This is a genomic window from Enterobacter sp. C6, from assembly GCF_008122455.1.
GTDB classification, from domain to species: domain Bacteria; phylum Pseudomonadota; class Gammaproteobacteria; order Enterobacterales; family Enterobacteriaceae; genus Enterobacter; species Enterobacter pseudoroggenkampii.
In genome coordinates this window covers 15896-31682 of the sequence record NZ_QPFW01000207.1, presented here as the reverse complement: position 1 = coordinate 31682, position 15787 = coordinate 15896, and the positions used below count along the sequence as shown (strand labels likewise).

12 protein-coding genes are annotated in these 15787 nt (G+C 58.6%); 7 read left to right on the top strand and 5 right to left on the bottom strand.

Features of this window, described 5'->3' with window-relative positions; all coding sequences use genetic code 11:
* A partial coding sequence (gene norR / locus DOU50_RS09890) for a nitric oxide reductase transcriptional regulator NorR (protein WP_148769296.1) occupies positions 1–1097 on the bottom strand: 1097 nt, incomplete at its 3' end.
* Positions 1098–1283: 186 nt separating this feature from the next.
* Here norR and norV point away from each other — a divergent pair.
* The 5 genes from norV (at position 1284) to DOU50_RS09870 (ending at position 7743) form a co-directional block, all read left to right on the top strand.
* Positions 1284–2732 carry an anaerobic nitric oxide reductase flavorubredoxin gene (gene norV / locus DOU50_RS09885; protein ID WP_148769295.1) on the top strand — a complete coding sequence of 483 codons (1449 nt, stop codon included), beginning with the start codon at positions 1284–1286 and terminating at the stop codon, positions 2730–2732.
* A complete protein-coding gene (gene norW / locus DOU50_RS09880; protein WP_148769294.1) occupies positions 2729–3862 on the top strand; it encodes an NADH:flavorubredoxin reductase NorW in 1134 nt (377 codons plus the stop codon). Before norV ends, norW begins: the two co-directional genes overlap by 4 nt.
* Positions 3863–4106: 244 nt before the next feature.
* Positions 4107–4265 (top strand): hypothetical protein, encoded by a 159-nt coding sequence (locus DOU50_RS23680; RefSeq protein ID WP_162837374.1) that lies wholly within the window; start codon positions 4107–4109, stop codon positions 4263–4265.
* A 172-nt stretch (positions 4266–4437) separates the two neighbouring features.
* Complete coding sequence (nagE, locus tag DOU50_RS09875) at positions 4438–5943, top strand: N-acetylglucosamine-specific PTS transporter subunit IIBC (RefSeq protein ID WP_228117525.1); 1506 nt, start codon at positions 4438–4440, stop codon at positions 5941–5943.
* A 132-nt stretch (positions 5944–6075) separates the two neighbouring features.
* On the top strand, positions 6076–7743 hold the full coding sequence (locus DOU50_RS09870; protein WP_148769293.1) for an SgrR family transcriptional regulator: 1668 nt from the start codon (positions 6076–6078) through the stop codon (positions 7741–7743).
* Here the strand turns inward: DOU50_RS09870 and DOU50_RS09865 are convergent.
* The 4 genes from DOU50_RS09865 to DOU50_RS09850 all read right to left on the bottom strand — a co-directional run bounded on the left by DOU50_RS09865 (position 7716) and on the right by DOU50_RS09850 (position 12655).
* Positions 7716–8738, bottom strand: coding sequence for a HoxN/HupN/NixA family nickel/cobalt transporter (locus tag DOU50_RS09865; RefSeq protein WP_061714561.1), 1023 nt, complete (start codon positions 8736–8738; stop codon positions 7716–7718). The two genes, DOU50_RS09870 and DOU50_RS09865, sit on opposite strands and share 28 nt — an antisense overlap.
* Positions 8716–10956 carry a carbamoyltransferase HypF gene (hypF, locus tag DOU50_RS09860; RefSeq protein WP_148769292.1) on the bottom strand — a complete coding sequence of 747 codons (2241 nt, stop codon included), beginning with the start codon at positions 10954–10956 and terminating at the stop codon, positions 8716–8718. Before hypF ends, DOU50_RS09865 begins: the two co-directional genes overlap by 23 nt.
* A gap of 5 nt (positions 10957–10961) precedes the next feature.
* Positions 10962–11507 (bottom strand): electron transport protein HydN, encoded by a 546-nt coding sequence (gene hydN / locus DOU50_RS09855; RefSeq protein WP_029739520.1) that lies wholly within the window; start codon positions 11505–11507, stop codon positions 10962–10964.
* 134 nt (positions 11508–11641) lie between these two features.
* Positions 11642–12655 carry a LacI family DNA-binding transcriptional regulator gene (locus DOU50_RS09850; protein ID WP_032648032.1) on the bottom strand — a complete coding sequence of 338 codons (1014 nt, stop codon included), beginning with the start codon at positions 12653–12655 and terminating at the stop codon, positions 11642–11644.
* 214 nt (positions 12656–12869) lie between these two features.
* Here DOU50_RS09850 and ascF point away from each other — a divergent pair, with 214 nt between their 5' ends.
* Positions 12870–14321, top strand: coding sequence for a PTS cellobiose/arbutin/salicin transporter subunit IIBC (gene ascF, locus DOU50_RS09845; RefSeq protein ID WP_048992998.1), 1452 nt, complete (start codon positions 12870–12872; stop codon positions 14319–14321).
* Positions 14322–14339: 18 nt separating this feature from the next.
* Positions 14340–15764 carry a 6-phospho-beta-glucosidase gene (locus DOU50_RS09840; RefSeq protein WP_148769291.1) on the top strand — a complete coding sequence of 475 codons (1425 nt, stop codon included), beginning with the start codon at positions 14340–14342 and terminating at the stop codon, positions 15762–15764.
* Positions 15765–15787 lie beyond the last annotated feature (23 nt).

Sequence of the window (15787 nt, the reverse complement as noted above, 5' to 3'; positions counted from 1 at the left end):
ACCACGTCGTCCCCGCGCTCGCGCAGCGGCGGCACGGTAAGCGGGAACACGCTCAGGCGGTGGAACAGGTCGGCGCGGAACTGCCCGGCCAGCACCGCCTCACGCAGGTCGCGGTTGGTCGCCGCCAGCACGCGCACATCCACTCTTAAGCTGCGGTCATCCCCCACGCGCTGGATGTCGCCGTACTGCAATACGCGCAGAAGTTTGGCCTGTAGCGACAGAGAGAGCTCGCCTATTTCATCCAGAAACAGCGTGCCGTTATCGGCCATTTCAAACTTGCCGCTGCGGTTGCTGATGGCCCCGGTAAACGCTCCCTTAACGTGACCAAACAATTCGCTTTCCGCCACGCTTTCCGGCAGCGCGGCGCAGTTGAGGTACACCAGCGGGTTAACCGCGCGCGGCGAGGCTTCGTGAATGGATTTCGCCACCAGCTCCTTACCGGTGCCGGTTTCGCCGAAGATCAGCACGTTCAAATCTGAGGCGGCAACAATCTCAATCTCTTTTTTGAGCTGCGCCATGCCCGGAGAGAGGCCAATCATCTCTGTGTGCGTTATCTGCTCAAACGCCGCCGGGCTGCCGGGAAGAATATTCTGGCTCTCCAGCTGTTCAATCAGCAGCGCGTTGTTAAGCGCCCCGGCGGCCAGTGCCGCAATCAGACGCAGCTCTTCATCGCTAAAGGTGTCGAACTGGTCCGGCGACAGGCCGTCGAGGGTTAACGCGCCAATCAGTTTCTGCCCAGCAAACAGCGGCAGGCCGATACAGGCGTGTACCTTCAGGCTCTCCTGTCCGGGAATAAGCCCGTCGTACGGATCGGGCAAGTCGCTGTCCGCCGGGAAGCGCACCACGTCACCCGCGCGGGCGATAGTTTCCAGACGCGGATGGCCTTCAAGGGTAAAGCGCCGTCCGAGCACATCCTTCGCCAGGCCGTCGATCGCCAGGGGAATAAACTGCCGTCCTTCGTAGCGCAGCAGCGCCGAAGCGTCGCACGCCAGCACGTGGCGCAGCGAGGAGATCAGCCGCTGAAAGCGGTCCTGATGGCCAATACCGGTTTGCAACTCAATGGCGATCTTCGCCAGCACGTCTACGGAAAAGCTCATGTCTGCCTCGCTGTCATTTTGACAATGCATGTTGTCATAGTGACACTGCTTTGGATAGTCATAATGACTACCCATTACGGATCATAAAAATATTAATTAATTAAAATCAATAAATTAAAAGTTGGCACGCAACTTGATAAAAGCAAACCATCTTATTTGAAAATGCTGTATCACGTAGAGGTTGCTATGTCTATTCTGGTTAAAAATAACATTCATTGGGTCGGTCAACGTGACTGGGAAGTGCGCGATTTCCACGGGACGGAATACAAAACGCTGCGCGGCAGCAGCTACAACAGCTATCTCATCCGCGAAGGAAAAAACGTGCTGATCGATACCGTCGATCACAAGTTCAGCCGCGAGTTCGTGCAGAACCTGCGCAGCGAAATCGATCTCGACACCATCGATTACATCATCATCAACCACGCGGAAGAAGATCACGCCGGCGCGCTGACCGAGCTGATGTCTTACATCCCGAACACACCTGTCTACTGCACCACCAACGCCATCGACTCGATCAACGGCCACCACCACCATCCGGAGTGGAACTTCCACACCGTGAAAACCGGCGACGCGCTGGATATCGGTAATGGCAAGCAGCTGATCTTCGTGGAAACCCCGATGCTGCACTGGCCGGACAGCATGATGACCTACATGACCGGTGACGCGGTGCTGTTCAGCAACGACGCCTTCGGCCAGCACTACTGCGACGAACGTTTGTTTAATGACGAAGTGGATCAGACAGAGCTGTTCGAGCAGTGCCAGCGGTACTATGCCAACATCCTGACGCCGTTCAGCCGCCTGGTCACGCCGAAAATCACCGAAATCCTCGGCTTCAACCTGCCGGTGGAGATGATTGCCACCTCCCACGGCGTGGTGTGGCGTGAAAACCCCACCCAGATCGTCGAGCTGTACCTGAAGTGGGCGGCGGACTATCAGGAAGACCGCATCACTATTTTCTACGACACCATGTCCAACAACACCCGCATGATGGCGGACGCCATTGCCCAGGGCATCAACGAAGTGGACCCGAACGTGGCGGTGAAAATCTTCAATGTGGCGCGCAGCGATAAGAATGAGGTGTTAACCAACGTGTTCCGCTCTAAGGGCGTGCTGGTGGGCACCTCCACCATGAACAACGTGATGATGCCGAAAATTGCCGGTCTGGTAGAAGAGATGACAGGCCTGCGCTTTCGCAACAAGCGCGCCAGCGCCTTTGGCTCCCACGGCTGGAGCGGCGGCGCGGTAGACCGTCTCTCCACCCGCTTACAGGATGCGGGCTTTGAGATGTCCATGAGCCTGAAGGCCAAGTGGCGCCCGGATATCGACGCCCTGGAGATCTGTCGCCAGCACGGTCGCGACATTGCCCGTCAGTGGGCGCTCGCTCCGCTGCCGGAAGTGGCGGCAAAAGCACCCGAACAGCAGGAAGCCTGCGCCTGTGCCGCCGCGGCAGCCGCCGATCTCGGCCCGCGCATGCAGTGCAGCGTCTGCCAGTGGATTTACGATCCTGACCTGGGCGAACCGCTGCAGGATGTTGCCCCGGGCACGCCGTGGCGCGACGTGCCGGACAATTTCCTCTGCCCGGAATGTTCCCTCGGTAAGGACGTCTTTGACGAACTGGGTACGGAGGCAAAATGAGCAACGGTATCGTCATCATCGGCTCGGGCTTTGCCGCCCGTCAGCTGGTGAAAAACATCCGCAAGCAAGATGCCAGCGTGCCGCTGACGGTGATTGCCGCCGACAGCATGGACGAGTACAACAAGCCTGATCTAAGCCACGTCATCAGCCAGAATCAGCGCGCCGAAGACCTCACCCGCCAGACGGCTGGGGAGTTCGCTGAACAGTTCAACCTGCGTCTGTTTCCGTACACCTGGGTCACCGATATCGACGCCGCCGCACACGTGGTGAAAGCGAAGGAGAAAACCTGGCAGTACGACAGGCTGGTGCTGGCCACGGGAGCCTCCGCGTTTTTGCCGCCGGTTGAGGGCCGCGAGCTGATGCTCACGCTCAACAGCCAGCAGGCGTATCAGGCCAGCGAAACTGCGCTTCGCGACGCAAAGCGCGTGATGATTGTCGGCGGCGGACTGATAGGCACCGAACTGGCGATGGATTTCAGCCGGGCAGGCAAAGCCGTTACCCTGGTCGACCATGCGGCGAGCATCCTGTCGTCGCTGATGCCCGCAGAAGTAAGCAGTCGCTTACAGCATCGTCTGACCGACATGGGGGTGCATCTGCTGCTGAAATCGCAGCTGCAAAGCCTGCGCAAAACCGAAGGCGGTATTCGTGCCACGCTCGACCGCAGCCGCAGCGTTGAGGTGGATGTGGTTATCGCGGCGACGGGCCTGCGCCCGGAAACTGCGCTGGCGCATCGTGCAGGCGCCGAAACAGGCCGTGGCGTGAAGGTAAATAGCTACCTTCAAACCACGCAGCCCGATATTTACGCGTTAGGCGACTGCGCTGAAATCAACGGTCAGGTGCTGCCTTTCCTGCAGCCGATACAGCTGAGCGCCATGTATCTGGCGAAAAACCTGCTCGGCGGCAGCGCACCGCTGAAACTCCCCGCCATGCTGGTGAAGGTTAAAACGCCAGAGTTACCGTTACATCTTGCGGGGGAGACGCAGCGCATGGATCTGAGCTGGCAGATTGCCATTGAACCTCACGGAATGGTTGCACGCGGCTCTGACGCAGAAGGTCAGGTACGCGCCTTTGTGGTTAGCGAAGATCGGATGAAGGAGGCTTTCGCTCTGCTGAAATCGCTGCCCGCGTAACCCGTAATCTCTTGCCACGCTCACTTAACCATTGGATTATATTATCCGTAGCCCCGATGTCCCGGGGCTTTTTTTTGCGAATTCTATTCAGGACATAAATACAAATAAGATAAATCATCACCATTAATCCCTTAACCATTACATCCATCAATATTTAAATACGGAACACCTGATAAACACCAGCCTGTTTTATTCCCTGTTTTCGGCTTATCCTAAAAATAGACCCATTAGCCGGAGACATCCCATGACCACCTTTAGCAAAGAACTCAACTACCTTTCCGCCTATTTTAAACAGGCTAAAAAATCAGAACATATTTTGTTTCGCTGGCTCTACCTCAGCCCGGAGGCGCGCATAGAGCGCCTGCGAGAACTGATGATGCCGGTGAGTAAACGTGATAACTGAAGCACGATCAGGTTAAAACCGGAACAAATTAGTTACTTCATCATTGTTTATGCCGTGAACAATTCGCTGATAAAATATAATAAAAATTAATTTATTCCGCATCACATTTTTATTACAGGGACTTTCGCATTAAAATAAAAGGTGTTATTTTTCGTCGTGAATTAAGTCCTTTTTGGAATCCACTCTCATTAACGCATTTAGTTATCTGCAACGTCTGGGTAAAGCCCTGATGTTGCCAATCGCCACCCTGCCCGTTGCAGCGATATTATTACGCCTCGGGCAGCCTGATGTTTTTAATATTCCGTTTATAGCCAGCGCCGGTGGCGGTATTTTTGACAGTCTACCTTTGTTGTTTGCCTTAGGGATCGCCATTGGTCTGGCAAAAGACAACGCCGGTGCTGCAGCCCTCGCAGGGGCGGTGGGTTTTCTGGTGCTTACCAAAGCCACGGCCGTCATAAACTCATCCATTAACATGTCCTTCTTCGCCGGGATCATTGCCGGTGTCGTCGCGGGTCACTGCTACAACCGTTTCTCAAACACCAAACTTCCGGACTTTCTCGCCTTCTTTGCGGGCAAACGCCTGGTGCCGATCGTAACCGGGCTTATTTGCCTGTTCATCGCCTGGATTTGCGGGTATGTCTGGCCTTCCGTGCAGCACGGTATTGATACCTTCAGCCTGTTTGTCTCTCGCAGCGGCGAACCGGGATGGTTTATTTATGGTGTCCTGAACCGCGCGCTAATCCCCTTCGGTTTGCATTACATTCTGCACTCCGTCTTCTGGTTTAGCCTCGGCGACTGCCTGAAAGTGACTTACGATGCCGCCAGCGCGGTACACAATATCTGTCTGGCCCCTGACGTGGTAAAAGGGCTGGTGGTTGGCGGTGCTGTACCGGGTATTGACGGTTCCAGCATCACGCAGATTGCAACCGACCTGACCCGTGGCGACCTTAACCGCTTCTTTGCCGGTGACCCGCATGCAGGCGTTTACATGGCCTGGGCTTACCCGATCTTTATGGGAGGCCTGCCGGGTGCCGCGCTGGCGATGTATTTCGCCGCACCGAAAGCACGTCGCGCTACCGTAGGGGGGATGCTGCTTTCCGTGGCTCTGACCGCTTTCCTGACCGGCATTACCGAGCCCATCGAGTTCTCCTTCCTGTTCCTTGCCCCTGCTCTGTATGCGCTGCATGCGATGCTGGCGGGCGTGAGCATGGTGATCACCAACAGCCTCGGCGTACTGCACGGTTTTGGTTTCTCTGCCGGGCTTATCGACTTCGTTCTCAACTGGGGACTGGCTACTAAGCCGTGGATCCTGATCCCACTGATCGTGCTGTTCTTCGCGATCTACTTTGTCGTATTCACCTTCGCGATCCGCTTCTTTAAGCTGAAAACGCCGGGCCGCGAAGACGACGAGGCTGTAGCGGGTAACTCTGACGATCAAAGCGAAGCCATCGCACAATACATCGCGGCACTGGGTGGCAAAGACAACCTCAGGATTGTCGATGCCTGCATTACCCGCCTGCGCCTGACGCTCGTTGATAACAGCGTGCTGGATGAGCCCGTGCTGAAATCGCTGGGCGCGAAAGGTATTCTCAAAATGGGTACGCAGAATGCGCAGGTTATTCTGGGCCCGCAGGCAGAAAGCATTGCGCTAAAGATTCGGGCACAGCTTGAAATCTGACGCTGCATAATCCGGTTCCCTCTCCGCGCTGGAGGGGGAACAAAACCGGAACACTTTATCAATCCAGACCTTAATTATTCCGCAAAAAAACCTACACTCTCACCATCCACCTTTTATCCTGGGTACGTCGACATGCGCCAGCTTCAGAAAATCCGTCAGTATCAACGGCTTTATCAACACTTTGGCGCAGAGCCAAAGCCGACGACTATCGCTGAAGTCGCCGAGGTGGCGCTGTGCAGTGAACGTCATGCACGTACCCTGTTGCGCCAGCTGGCGCAGAGCGGATGGTTAAGCTGGAATGCTCAGCCGGGACGGGGACATCGCGCCATCTTGCACTGCCTGACAACCACCAGCGAACTCAGCGCCCCTCTGATGCACGCCTGCCTGGAGAAGGGGGATTACCAGAGCGCGCTGCAGCTGGCTGATGGCGATCCAGCCAGCCTGCATCACATCATCACACCCTTTTTAGGCGGAAAGTGGCTTAAGCACCAGCCAACCCTGCGCATTCCCTGGTATCGTCCACTGACGTCGCTTCATCCGGCGCTTCAGCGTCGTCGCGCTGAGCAGCACATTATCTGTGCCGTACACGCGGGATTAACGCGCTACATGCCCGGTCAGCCGCATCCAGTACCTGATCTAGCCCATCACTGGGAATTCAACGAAGACAAACGCCGCTGGCGTTTTTACCTGCGCAGCGGTGCGCACTGGCACAATGGGCAAGCTATCAGCGATGAAGATATCCTCATTGCGCTGCAACAGGTATTGGCCGATCCGGCACGCAATGCAGGTCTGACTCACGTCTGCAGGGCGTTGCTTATTGCCCCCTGGTGTCTGGAGATACAGCTGACCATCCCCGATGCGATGCTGGCGCATCGTCTCGCGCACCACGTATGCCGCCTGCCACATCCACAGCAACCGGACATCGGTGCCGGGCCCTTTGCCATTGCGCATCACCATTCTCACTACCTGCGCCTGGAGCGCCAGCCCTGGTATTTTGCTGCCCATCCGCTACTGCATGCGATAGAGTTCTGGCGAACCCGTACGGAGGCGCAAAAGCCGGCGTGGATCACCGTCGGGAAAGGACAAAATGCGCAGGCAGCGGTAACGTCCACCAGCGGCGGATTCGCCTGGCTAATGGTAAACGCCAGGTTACCCGAGCCGCTTGCGGCCTGGCTACGTCAGGAAATTCAGAGCATGACTCATCAACAGTTTCTCCATCGGGATGATTTAGAAACCCAAACGGAAATACTGCCAGGCCTGACACCACCGCAATACCCGCAGGCTTCGGAAGCGATGCTTCCCGCCACGCTTTCGCTGGTTTGCTACCACACACCTGAACTGTGCGAACTGGCCGATATTCTGCGCGCGCGCCTGAAAAAGCACAGCTGCAACGTGACGGTGAAATGGAAAGATCGCGAAGAGTGGCATGGTCATAACGCGCTGGATCAGGCCGATCTTTTGTTGGGTGACTATCTGGCGGGTGAACTGCCAGGCTTTGCCCTGGTGGAGTGGTTTTTTGATGAGCCTGCGTGGGCCACGGCCTTAGGCGAGGACACCTGGCAAGAAGAGAAGCAGAAACTGATGGGTTATTGTGAAAGTGAGGAGACCCTGAATAATCACCTGCCCTCCTTCTTTCATTCCTTGCTGGAAAGCGGCGCCTGTACGCCGCTTTTCCACTACCGCTACCGTCTTAACACCCTGGAAAACGTGCAGGACATTGTGCTGACCGCCAGCGGCTGGCTTGATTTTACCCGCGCCTGGCTACCCCCTGCTCAGGATCGCACCACCAGCGCGTCGTAGCCGCGCCAGCGGTAGTTGACCATGGAGATCAGCCAGCAGGCAACGAACAGCCCGACCACCACAAACCCGGCGTTGCCCAGATTGTCGTTTACCGCGTCAATCAGATCCCAGACGCCGCCGCTGAGGGCAAATTTATCCATCAGCAGACCCAGCGCTTCCAGCCCGCCGATAAACAGCGCCACCACCACGGAGGTGCCGGTGATGGTCATGTTGTAATAGAGCTTGCGCTGCGGCTTGTTAAACGCCCAGCCGTAGGCACCGACCATCAACAGGTTATCGAGGGTATCCACCAGCGCCATGCCGCTGGCGAAGAGCGCCGGGAAGATCATAATTGACCACACCGACATCCCGCTGGAAGCACTGGCGGCAGAGATCCCCAGCACGCCAATCTCGGTGGCCGTGTCAAAGCCGAGGCCAAACAGGAAACCGACCAGGTACATCTGCCAGCTTTTATTGACGAGGCGGAAGGTCTTGCCAAACAGCCAGTTCATGACGCCGCCCTGGGCAGGGAGCGTGATATCGCCCTGCACGGGCCTGCCGTGTTTCAGCGCCTGAAAACTGCGCCAGACGCCGCGCAGGATCACCATATTCACCAGCGCCATCGCCAGCAGGAAGGTCGCGGAAACGGCGGTACCAATCAGGCTGCCAGTTTCGTGGAACCATTCCATGTTTTTCTGAAACGCCGTGGCTGTAGCGGCGATGGCAATGGAGGCCAGCACCACGATGGTGGAGTGGCCCAGCGAGAACCACGCCCCCACGCCGGACGGGCGTTTGCCCTGCTGCATCATCTTACGCGTCACGGTATCAATGGCGGCAATGTGGTCAGCGTCCACCGCGTGTCGCAGCCCGTAACACCACGCCAGCAGACTTGCCGCCATCAGCGCCGTGCTGCCGCTAAAGGTGTGCCATGCCCATCCCCAGGCCAGCAGGTTTGCCATTACCAGAGCCAGCAGCAGGAGCGCGGCGCGAGGTTCATTGCGTAACAGTCGTAACATTTTTAGTCCTTTGTAAACATGACCGGGCAGCGGCGACCACCGCCTGCCCGAAGGAGATCGCTCCGTCACCTGCGGGCAGGCGCGAAGGAAAAAGAAGCGTAAAGTCAGAAAGGTAATGACGCAGGCGCGCGCGCAGCAGACGGTTGTGCAACACACCGCCGCTGAGACAGATTGTCGACAGCGATAAGCGCCGGGCATGGAACGCAGCGAGCTCCGCCAGCCCTTTTGCCAGCGCGTCGTGAAACGCCCACGCGCGCTCGCAGGGCTCTGCCTGCCAGCTCAGCCACTGCTGCCAGAAAAGCGCGAAGTCTTCCACCGACAGCGTAACCGGGTGTTCGACGCCGTTGCACTGTGCCGCCAGCGCTTCCAGCCTGCAGGCCGCTTCACCTTCCCAGGATTGGGTTTCGATACCCAGCGCGCAGGCGACGGCATCAAACAGGCGACCGCATGACGACGCCCGCGGCGCGTTGACGCCGCGCTGGATAGCCTTCGCCAGCAGCGGCCAGTTCTGACGCTGTACCGCGCGCGTTTCCGGGTACTGCTGCCAGTCAGGGACAAATGCCAGGCACTGGGCGAGCAGGTTGCGCCACGGCTGCCGCGCCGCCAGATCGCCCCCCGGCAGCGCAACGGCAGGCAGGCCACCTAAATGCGCGCACTCGAGATAGTTGACACGCAGGCACTCCCCGCCCCACAGCGCGCCGTTTTCACCCATGCCGATCCCATCAAGCGTCAGGGCGATAACATCTCCGCCCTCCCGCGGCCAGCCGTTTTCCGCCAGGCACGCCGCCGCGTGGGCGTGATGGTGCAGCACGGTTTCAACGGGCAGCCCCTGCGCCTGCGCCCACTGGCGCGCACGGTACCCCGGATGGGCGTCGCACACCACGCGCTCCGGCTCGAAGGCGTAGATGTCCTGCATCGTCGAGAGCGCGCCGCGCCACTGCGCTTCGACACCCTCGTCACCGAGATCGCCAAAATGCTGGCTCAGCACCGCCTGGTTGCCACGCACCAGGCAGAAGGTGTTTTTCATCTCCGCACCGGTGCATAACGTGGCAGGGATATTATCGAATCCCGCAGGCAACGTGATGGCATCCGGCACAAAACCGCGCGCCCGGCGCAGCATCGCGCCGTCCCGATCCACCACCGAATCGTCCATTCGTTGAAGAATATCGCGATTGTGCAGCAAGAAGCCGTCCGCGATGCCGCTGAGCTCATCCAGCGCCTGCCGGTTGGTGATGGCAGGCGGCCTGCCGCTAAGGTTGCCGGAAGTCATCACCAGCGGTCGCTGGCAGTCCATCATCAGAAGATGCTGCAGCGGGTTCGCAGGAAGCATGATGCCCACGGAATCCAGACCGGGCGCGATACCTTCCGGTAACGCGGGCAGCCAGGCTTTTGGCGTGAGCACAATGGGTGCGGTGGGTGAGCATAGCAGCGCCTGAACCATCTCCGGCAGGTCATCCGCATGCGGGATCATCACCGCCAGCGGCTTCGCGGGCCGCTGCTTGCGTGACCGAAGCGTCGCGACCGCCTGCGGGTTACGCGCGTCACAGACGAGGTGAAAGCCACCCAGCCCTTTAACCGCGACTATACCGCCGCTTTTCAGCATCGCTACCGCTGCGCGCAGAGCAGCCTCGCGCTCAGCAGTCATGTCGCCCGCACGCCACATAAGCGCGGGCCCGCAGTCCGGGCAGGCGACCGGCTGGGCGTGAAAACGGCGGTCGGCAGGATTGCGGTACTCGGCTTCACACGGCCCACAGAGCGGGAACGGCGCCATTGCCGTGGCCGGACGGTCATAGGGCATGGCGCGGATAATGGTAAACCGCGGCCCGCAGTGGGTGCAGTTGATAAACGGATAGCGATAACGGCGTTCGAGTGGGTCGCACATCTCAGCCAGACACGCCGGACAGGTGGCGGCATCCGGCACAATCTGGGTGTCCATCGTCCCGGCCGCGCTGTGGCGGATGGTAAAGTCCTCCGGTACGTGCGCCCAGGTAAACGGCTGCGCTTCCACGCGGTCAATGCGTGCCAGCGGCGGGCAGTCCTGATGCAGCCTCGCGGTAAAGGCCCCCCCATTACCCACGAGGCGCACCAGCACGCCCTCTCCGTCATTGCAGACGTTACCGGTCAACTGAAGCGCCTGCGCCAGCTGCCAGACGAAGGGACGAAACCCGACGCCCTGCACCTTGCCGCGCACGCGCAGCTGAACGCCGTTGCTGCTCATACGGTTCAGAACAGCAGCGATGACGAGGTGTCGAACGCCGCGCGACGGCGCTTTTCGGCGCTCATCTGCTCAAGCTTGTCGCGATCAACGCAGACCAGCGCGTGCGTCGGGCAGGCTTCCATACAGGCCGGGCCGGCGTCGCGGTGGTAGCACAGGTCACATTTGTTGGCTTCGGCTTTGTCCGCGCGCACGCTCAGTCCCATACCGCTGTTGCGCACTACCGGACGGACCACCACCTCCATCGCGCCATACGGGCAGGCGACCACGCAGGTTTTGCAGCCAATGCAGCGCTCCTGCATCACGTGCACAAAGCCTTTCTCGCGTTTAATCGCCCCGTTCGGGCAGACGTTGGCGCACGGTGCGTCTTCGCACTGGCGACAGATGGCGGCGGTGGAAATATTCACGCCTTTGATGACGTGGATGCGCGGCAAAAACGTGTCAGGGGTAAGCGACGCGCAGTCCTGCTCCGCCTGATGGGAAACCACGCACGCCACTTCACAGGTACGGCAACCAATACACTTACTGGCATCGGCCATAATAAAACGGTTCATCTGCTTCTCCAGCATTACAGTTATGCCCGGAGATATTCATAAACCGTGCCAATAATTAAATTATTGATTTTATTTGGTTTTAAAAATAAAAGCGGTGCTGTCATCGTCACTTATGACGATGACAGCTGTCGACATCAGCGGTGCGGGCCGTCAATAACCGAGTCGCGCAGGACAAGCTCGCCGGAGAAAATTTGCTGATATTTAAACTCGCCGCCGTCGAGCATGAAGATCAGGCGGCTGATGGTCTCTTTGATCATCTCCGTTACCGGGATACGTACGCTGGAAAGCGACGGCACAATGTAAGGCGCGATGGCCACGTCGTCAAAACCGATCACCGACACCGCGTCCGGTGCGGCTACGCCGCTGTCGTGCAGCTGCTTCATGGCGCCAATTGCCATGTCGTCATTACTCGCCACCAGCGCCGTAAAGCGTTCACCGCGAGCAAGCAGTTCGGACACCGCCGCCGCGCCGCTGGCGGGGTTCCACTTCCCCTGCGCAATCAGCCCCTCGCGCAGCGGAATACCGTGCTGCGCCAGCGCGTCCTTATAGCCGGAGAGACGCTCAACCCCGGTGGGAGAATCCAGCGAGCCGGTGATAAAGGCGATCTCCCGATGCCCTTTCGCAATCAGCTGTGACACCGCGTCCTGGCTGGAGGCTTTATGATCGGACCACACGCTGTGGCTGCTGTTTTTCCGCAGGCGGCGGTTGAGTACCATAATGGGCTGCTCGCACTTCTCGACGATCTCATCCATCTCTTCCACGCTCAGAAAACGCGGATAGATGATCACCGCGTCGCAGCGCATATCGAGCAAATACTGGATCGCCTCGCGCTCTTCATCCGCGCTGTGCTTGCCGTCCGCGAGGATCAGCTGCCGCCCTTTCTCTTCCGTCATGCGCGCGGCGTGAAACAGCAGCTCGCTAAAGTAGACGCCGTGATAAAGGGTGTTCGTCACCACCAGGCCCAGCGTCTGGGTACGTTTGGTCGCCAGGTTGCGCGCCAGCAAATTTGGGCGATAGCCGCTCTCTTCAATGGCCTGAAACACCCGATCTTTGGTCTCCTGGCTGACATAGCCATTGCCCGACAGCACCCGGGACACCGTGGCTTTCGAAACGCCTGCCCGCTTCGCCACTTCAAGCATCGTGGTCATGTTGTTATTCCGTATGCATCTGATGGAGCGCAGTGTACTGCACTGCAGAAAAATTGTCGCAGCGGTGAAATCATGCTTTTGGCTCCTGCAGGTGATCGGTGTCACGAAATAAAAAAATGGTCAAAAAGCGATCTTGTTTCATCAAAAGAAACTCATGATGATTATGTGGAACCGGTTTCCTACATTTCTCAAAACGATAACAGGATCACATCCGATGGCCAAAAATTACGCTGCGCTGGCGAACGACGTTGTCAGCGCGCTGGGTGGCAAAGAGAACATCGTCGCCGTCACCCACTGCATGACGCGACTTCGTTTCGTTCTGAAAGACGAAAGCCTTACCGATACCGCGCGCCTGAAAAGCATCAGCGGCGTGCTCGGCGTGGTGCGCACCGACAACCAGTGCCAGGTCATCATCGGCAACACCGTTTCGCAGGCGTACCGCGAAGTGGTGAGCCTGCTGCCAACCAGCCTGCAGCCTGCCGTACCGGAAGGCCCGCAAAAGCTGACGCTGCGTCGCATTGGCGCCGGGATCCTCGACGCGCTGATCGGCACCATGTCCCCGCTGATCCCGGCGATCATCGGCGGCTCAATGGTCAAGCTGCTGGCGATGATCCTTGAGATGACCGGCGTGCTGCCAAAAGGCGCGCCGACGCTCACTATTCTGACCGTCATCGGCGACGGCGCGTTCTTCTTCCTGCCGCTGATGGTGGCGGCCTCGGCGGCGGTGAAGTTCAAAACCAACATGTCGCTGGCCATCGCCATTGCGGGCGTGCTGGTGCACCCGAGCTTTATCGAGCTGATGGCGAAAGCCGCGCAGGGCGAACACGTTGAGTTCGCCTTTATCCCGGTGACGGCGGTGAAATACACCTACACCGTCATCCCGGCTCTGGTGATGACCTGGTGCCTGTCATACATCGAGCGCTGGGTGGATCGCATCACCCCGGCGGTAACCAAAAACTTCCTCAAGCCGATGCTGATCGTGCTGATTGCCGCCCCGCTCGCCATCGTGCTGATTGGGCCGCTGGGCATCTGGATCGGTAGCGCCATCTCCGCGCTGGTTTACACCATTCACGGCTATCTGGGCTGGCTCTCCGTGGCCATCATGGGCGCGCTGTGGCCGCTGCTGGTCATGACCGGGATGCACCGCGTGTTTACGCCAACCATCATTCAGACCATTGCCGAGACGGGCAAGGAAGGGATGGTGATGCCGTCGGAAATTGGCGCCAACCTGTCGCTCGGCGGTTCGTCGCTGGCGGTGGCGTGGAAAACCAAAAACCCGGATCTGCGCCAGACGGCGCTGGCGGCGGCGGCCTCCGCCATCATGGCGGGGATCTCTGAACCGGCCCTGTACGGCGTGGCGGTGCGTCTGAAACGTCCGCTGATCGCGAGCCTGATCAGCGGCTTTATCTGCGGCGCGGTTGCCGGTATCGCGGGTCTTGCCAGCCACTCGATGGCGGCACCGGGGCTGTTTACCAGCGTACAGTTCTTCGACCCGGCGAACCCGATGACCATCGTCTGGGTGTTTGGCGTGATGGGTCTGGCAGTCGTGCTGTCGTTTGTTCTGACCCTGATACTGGGCTTTGAGGATATTCCGGTCGAAGACGACGCCGAAAAAGCGCGCGCCCTGCAGACCGCGCCGGTACAGAACAACGCAGCAAAAGCATAAATTGAAAGCGAGGTAAGAATGTCTGTTTTTCCACAAGGATTTTTATGGGGCGGCGCGCTTGCCGCCAACCAGAGTGAAGGCGCTTACCGTGAGGGCGGCAAAGGGCTGACAACGGTCGATATGATCCCCCACGGCGCGAACCGCCTGGCGGTGAAACTCGGTAAGGAAAAGCGTTTCTCGCTGCATGACGACGAGTTCTACCCGAGCCACGAGGCGATTGATTTTTACCATCGCTATAAAGAGGACATCGCCCTGATGGCGGAGATGGGCTTTACGGTGTTCCGCACCTCGATTGCCTGGAGCCGCCTCTACCCGAACGGCGACGAACCGCTGCCGAACAAAGAGGGTATTGCCTTCTACCGCGCGGTGTTCGAAGAGTGCAAAAAGTACAACATCGAGCCGCTGGTAACGCTCTGCCACTTCGACGTGCCGATGCACCTGGTGACGGAGTACGGCTCGTGGCGCAACCGTAAGATGGTCGATTTCTTTGCCCGCTATGCCCGCACCTGCTTTGAGGAATTTAACGGGCTGGTGAAATACTGGCTGACCTTCAACGAAATCAACATCATGCTGCACAGCCCGTTCTCCGGCGCGGGGCTGGTGTTTGAGAAAGGCGAAAATGAAGATCAGGTGAAATACCAGGCCGCGCACCACGAGCTGGTGGCGAGCGCGCTGGCGACTAAAATTGCTCACGAGGTGAACCCGGAAAACCAGGTCGGCTGCATGCTGGCGGGCGGAAACTTCTATCCGTACTCCTGCAAGCCGGAAGACGTGTGGATGGCGCTGGAGAAAGACCGCGAGAACCTGTTCTTTATCGACGTGCAGGCGCGCGGCAGCTATCCGGCCTATTCTGCCCGCGTGTTCCGCGAGAAAGGCGTGGTGATTGTTAAAGACCCGGGCGATGATCTACTTCTGAAAAACACCGTCGACTTTGTCTCGTTCAGCTATTACGCCTCGCGCTGCGCCTCGGCGGATATGAACGCGAACAACACCAATGCGGCGAACATCGTCAAATCTCTGCGCAACCCGCACATTCAGGTGAGCGAATGGGGCTGGGGCATCGACCCGCTCGGCCTGCGCATCACCATGAACATGATGTACGACCGCTACCAGAAGCCGCTGTTCCTGGTGGAAAACGGCCTGGGAGCGAAAGATGTCGTTGATGAAAACGGCGAGATTAACGACGACTACCGCATCAGCTATCTGCGCGAGCATATCCGCGCGATGGGCGACGCGATTGAGGACGGCGTGCCGCTGATGGGCTACACCACCTGGGGCTGTATTGACCTTGTCTCTGCCTCAACCGGGGAGATGAGCAAGCGCTACGGGTTTGTCTATGTCGACCGCGACGACGCCGGGAACGGCACGCTGGAGCGCAAACGCAAGAAATCGTTCTGGTGGTATAAGAAGGTGATTGCGAGTAACGGGGGGGATCTCGAGTAGCATGTTGCCCTCACCCCAGCCCT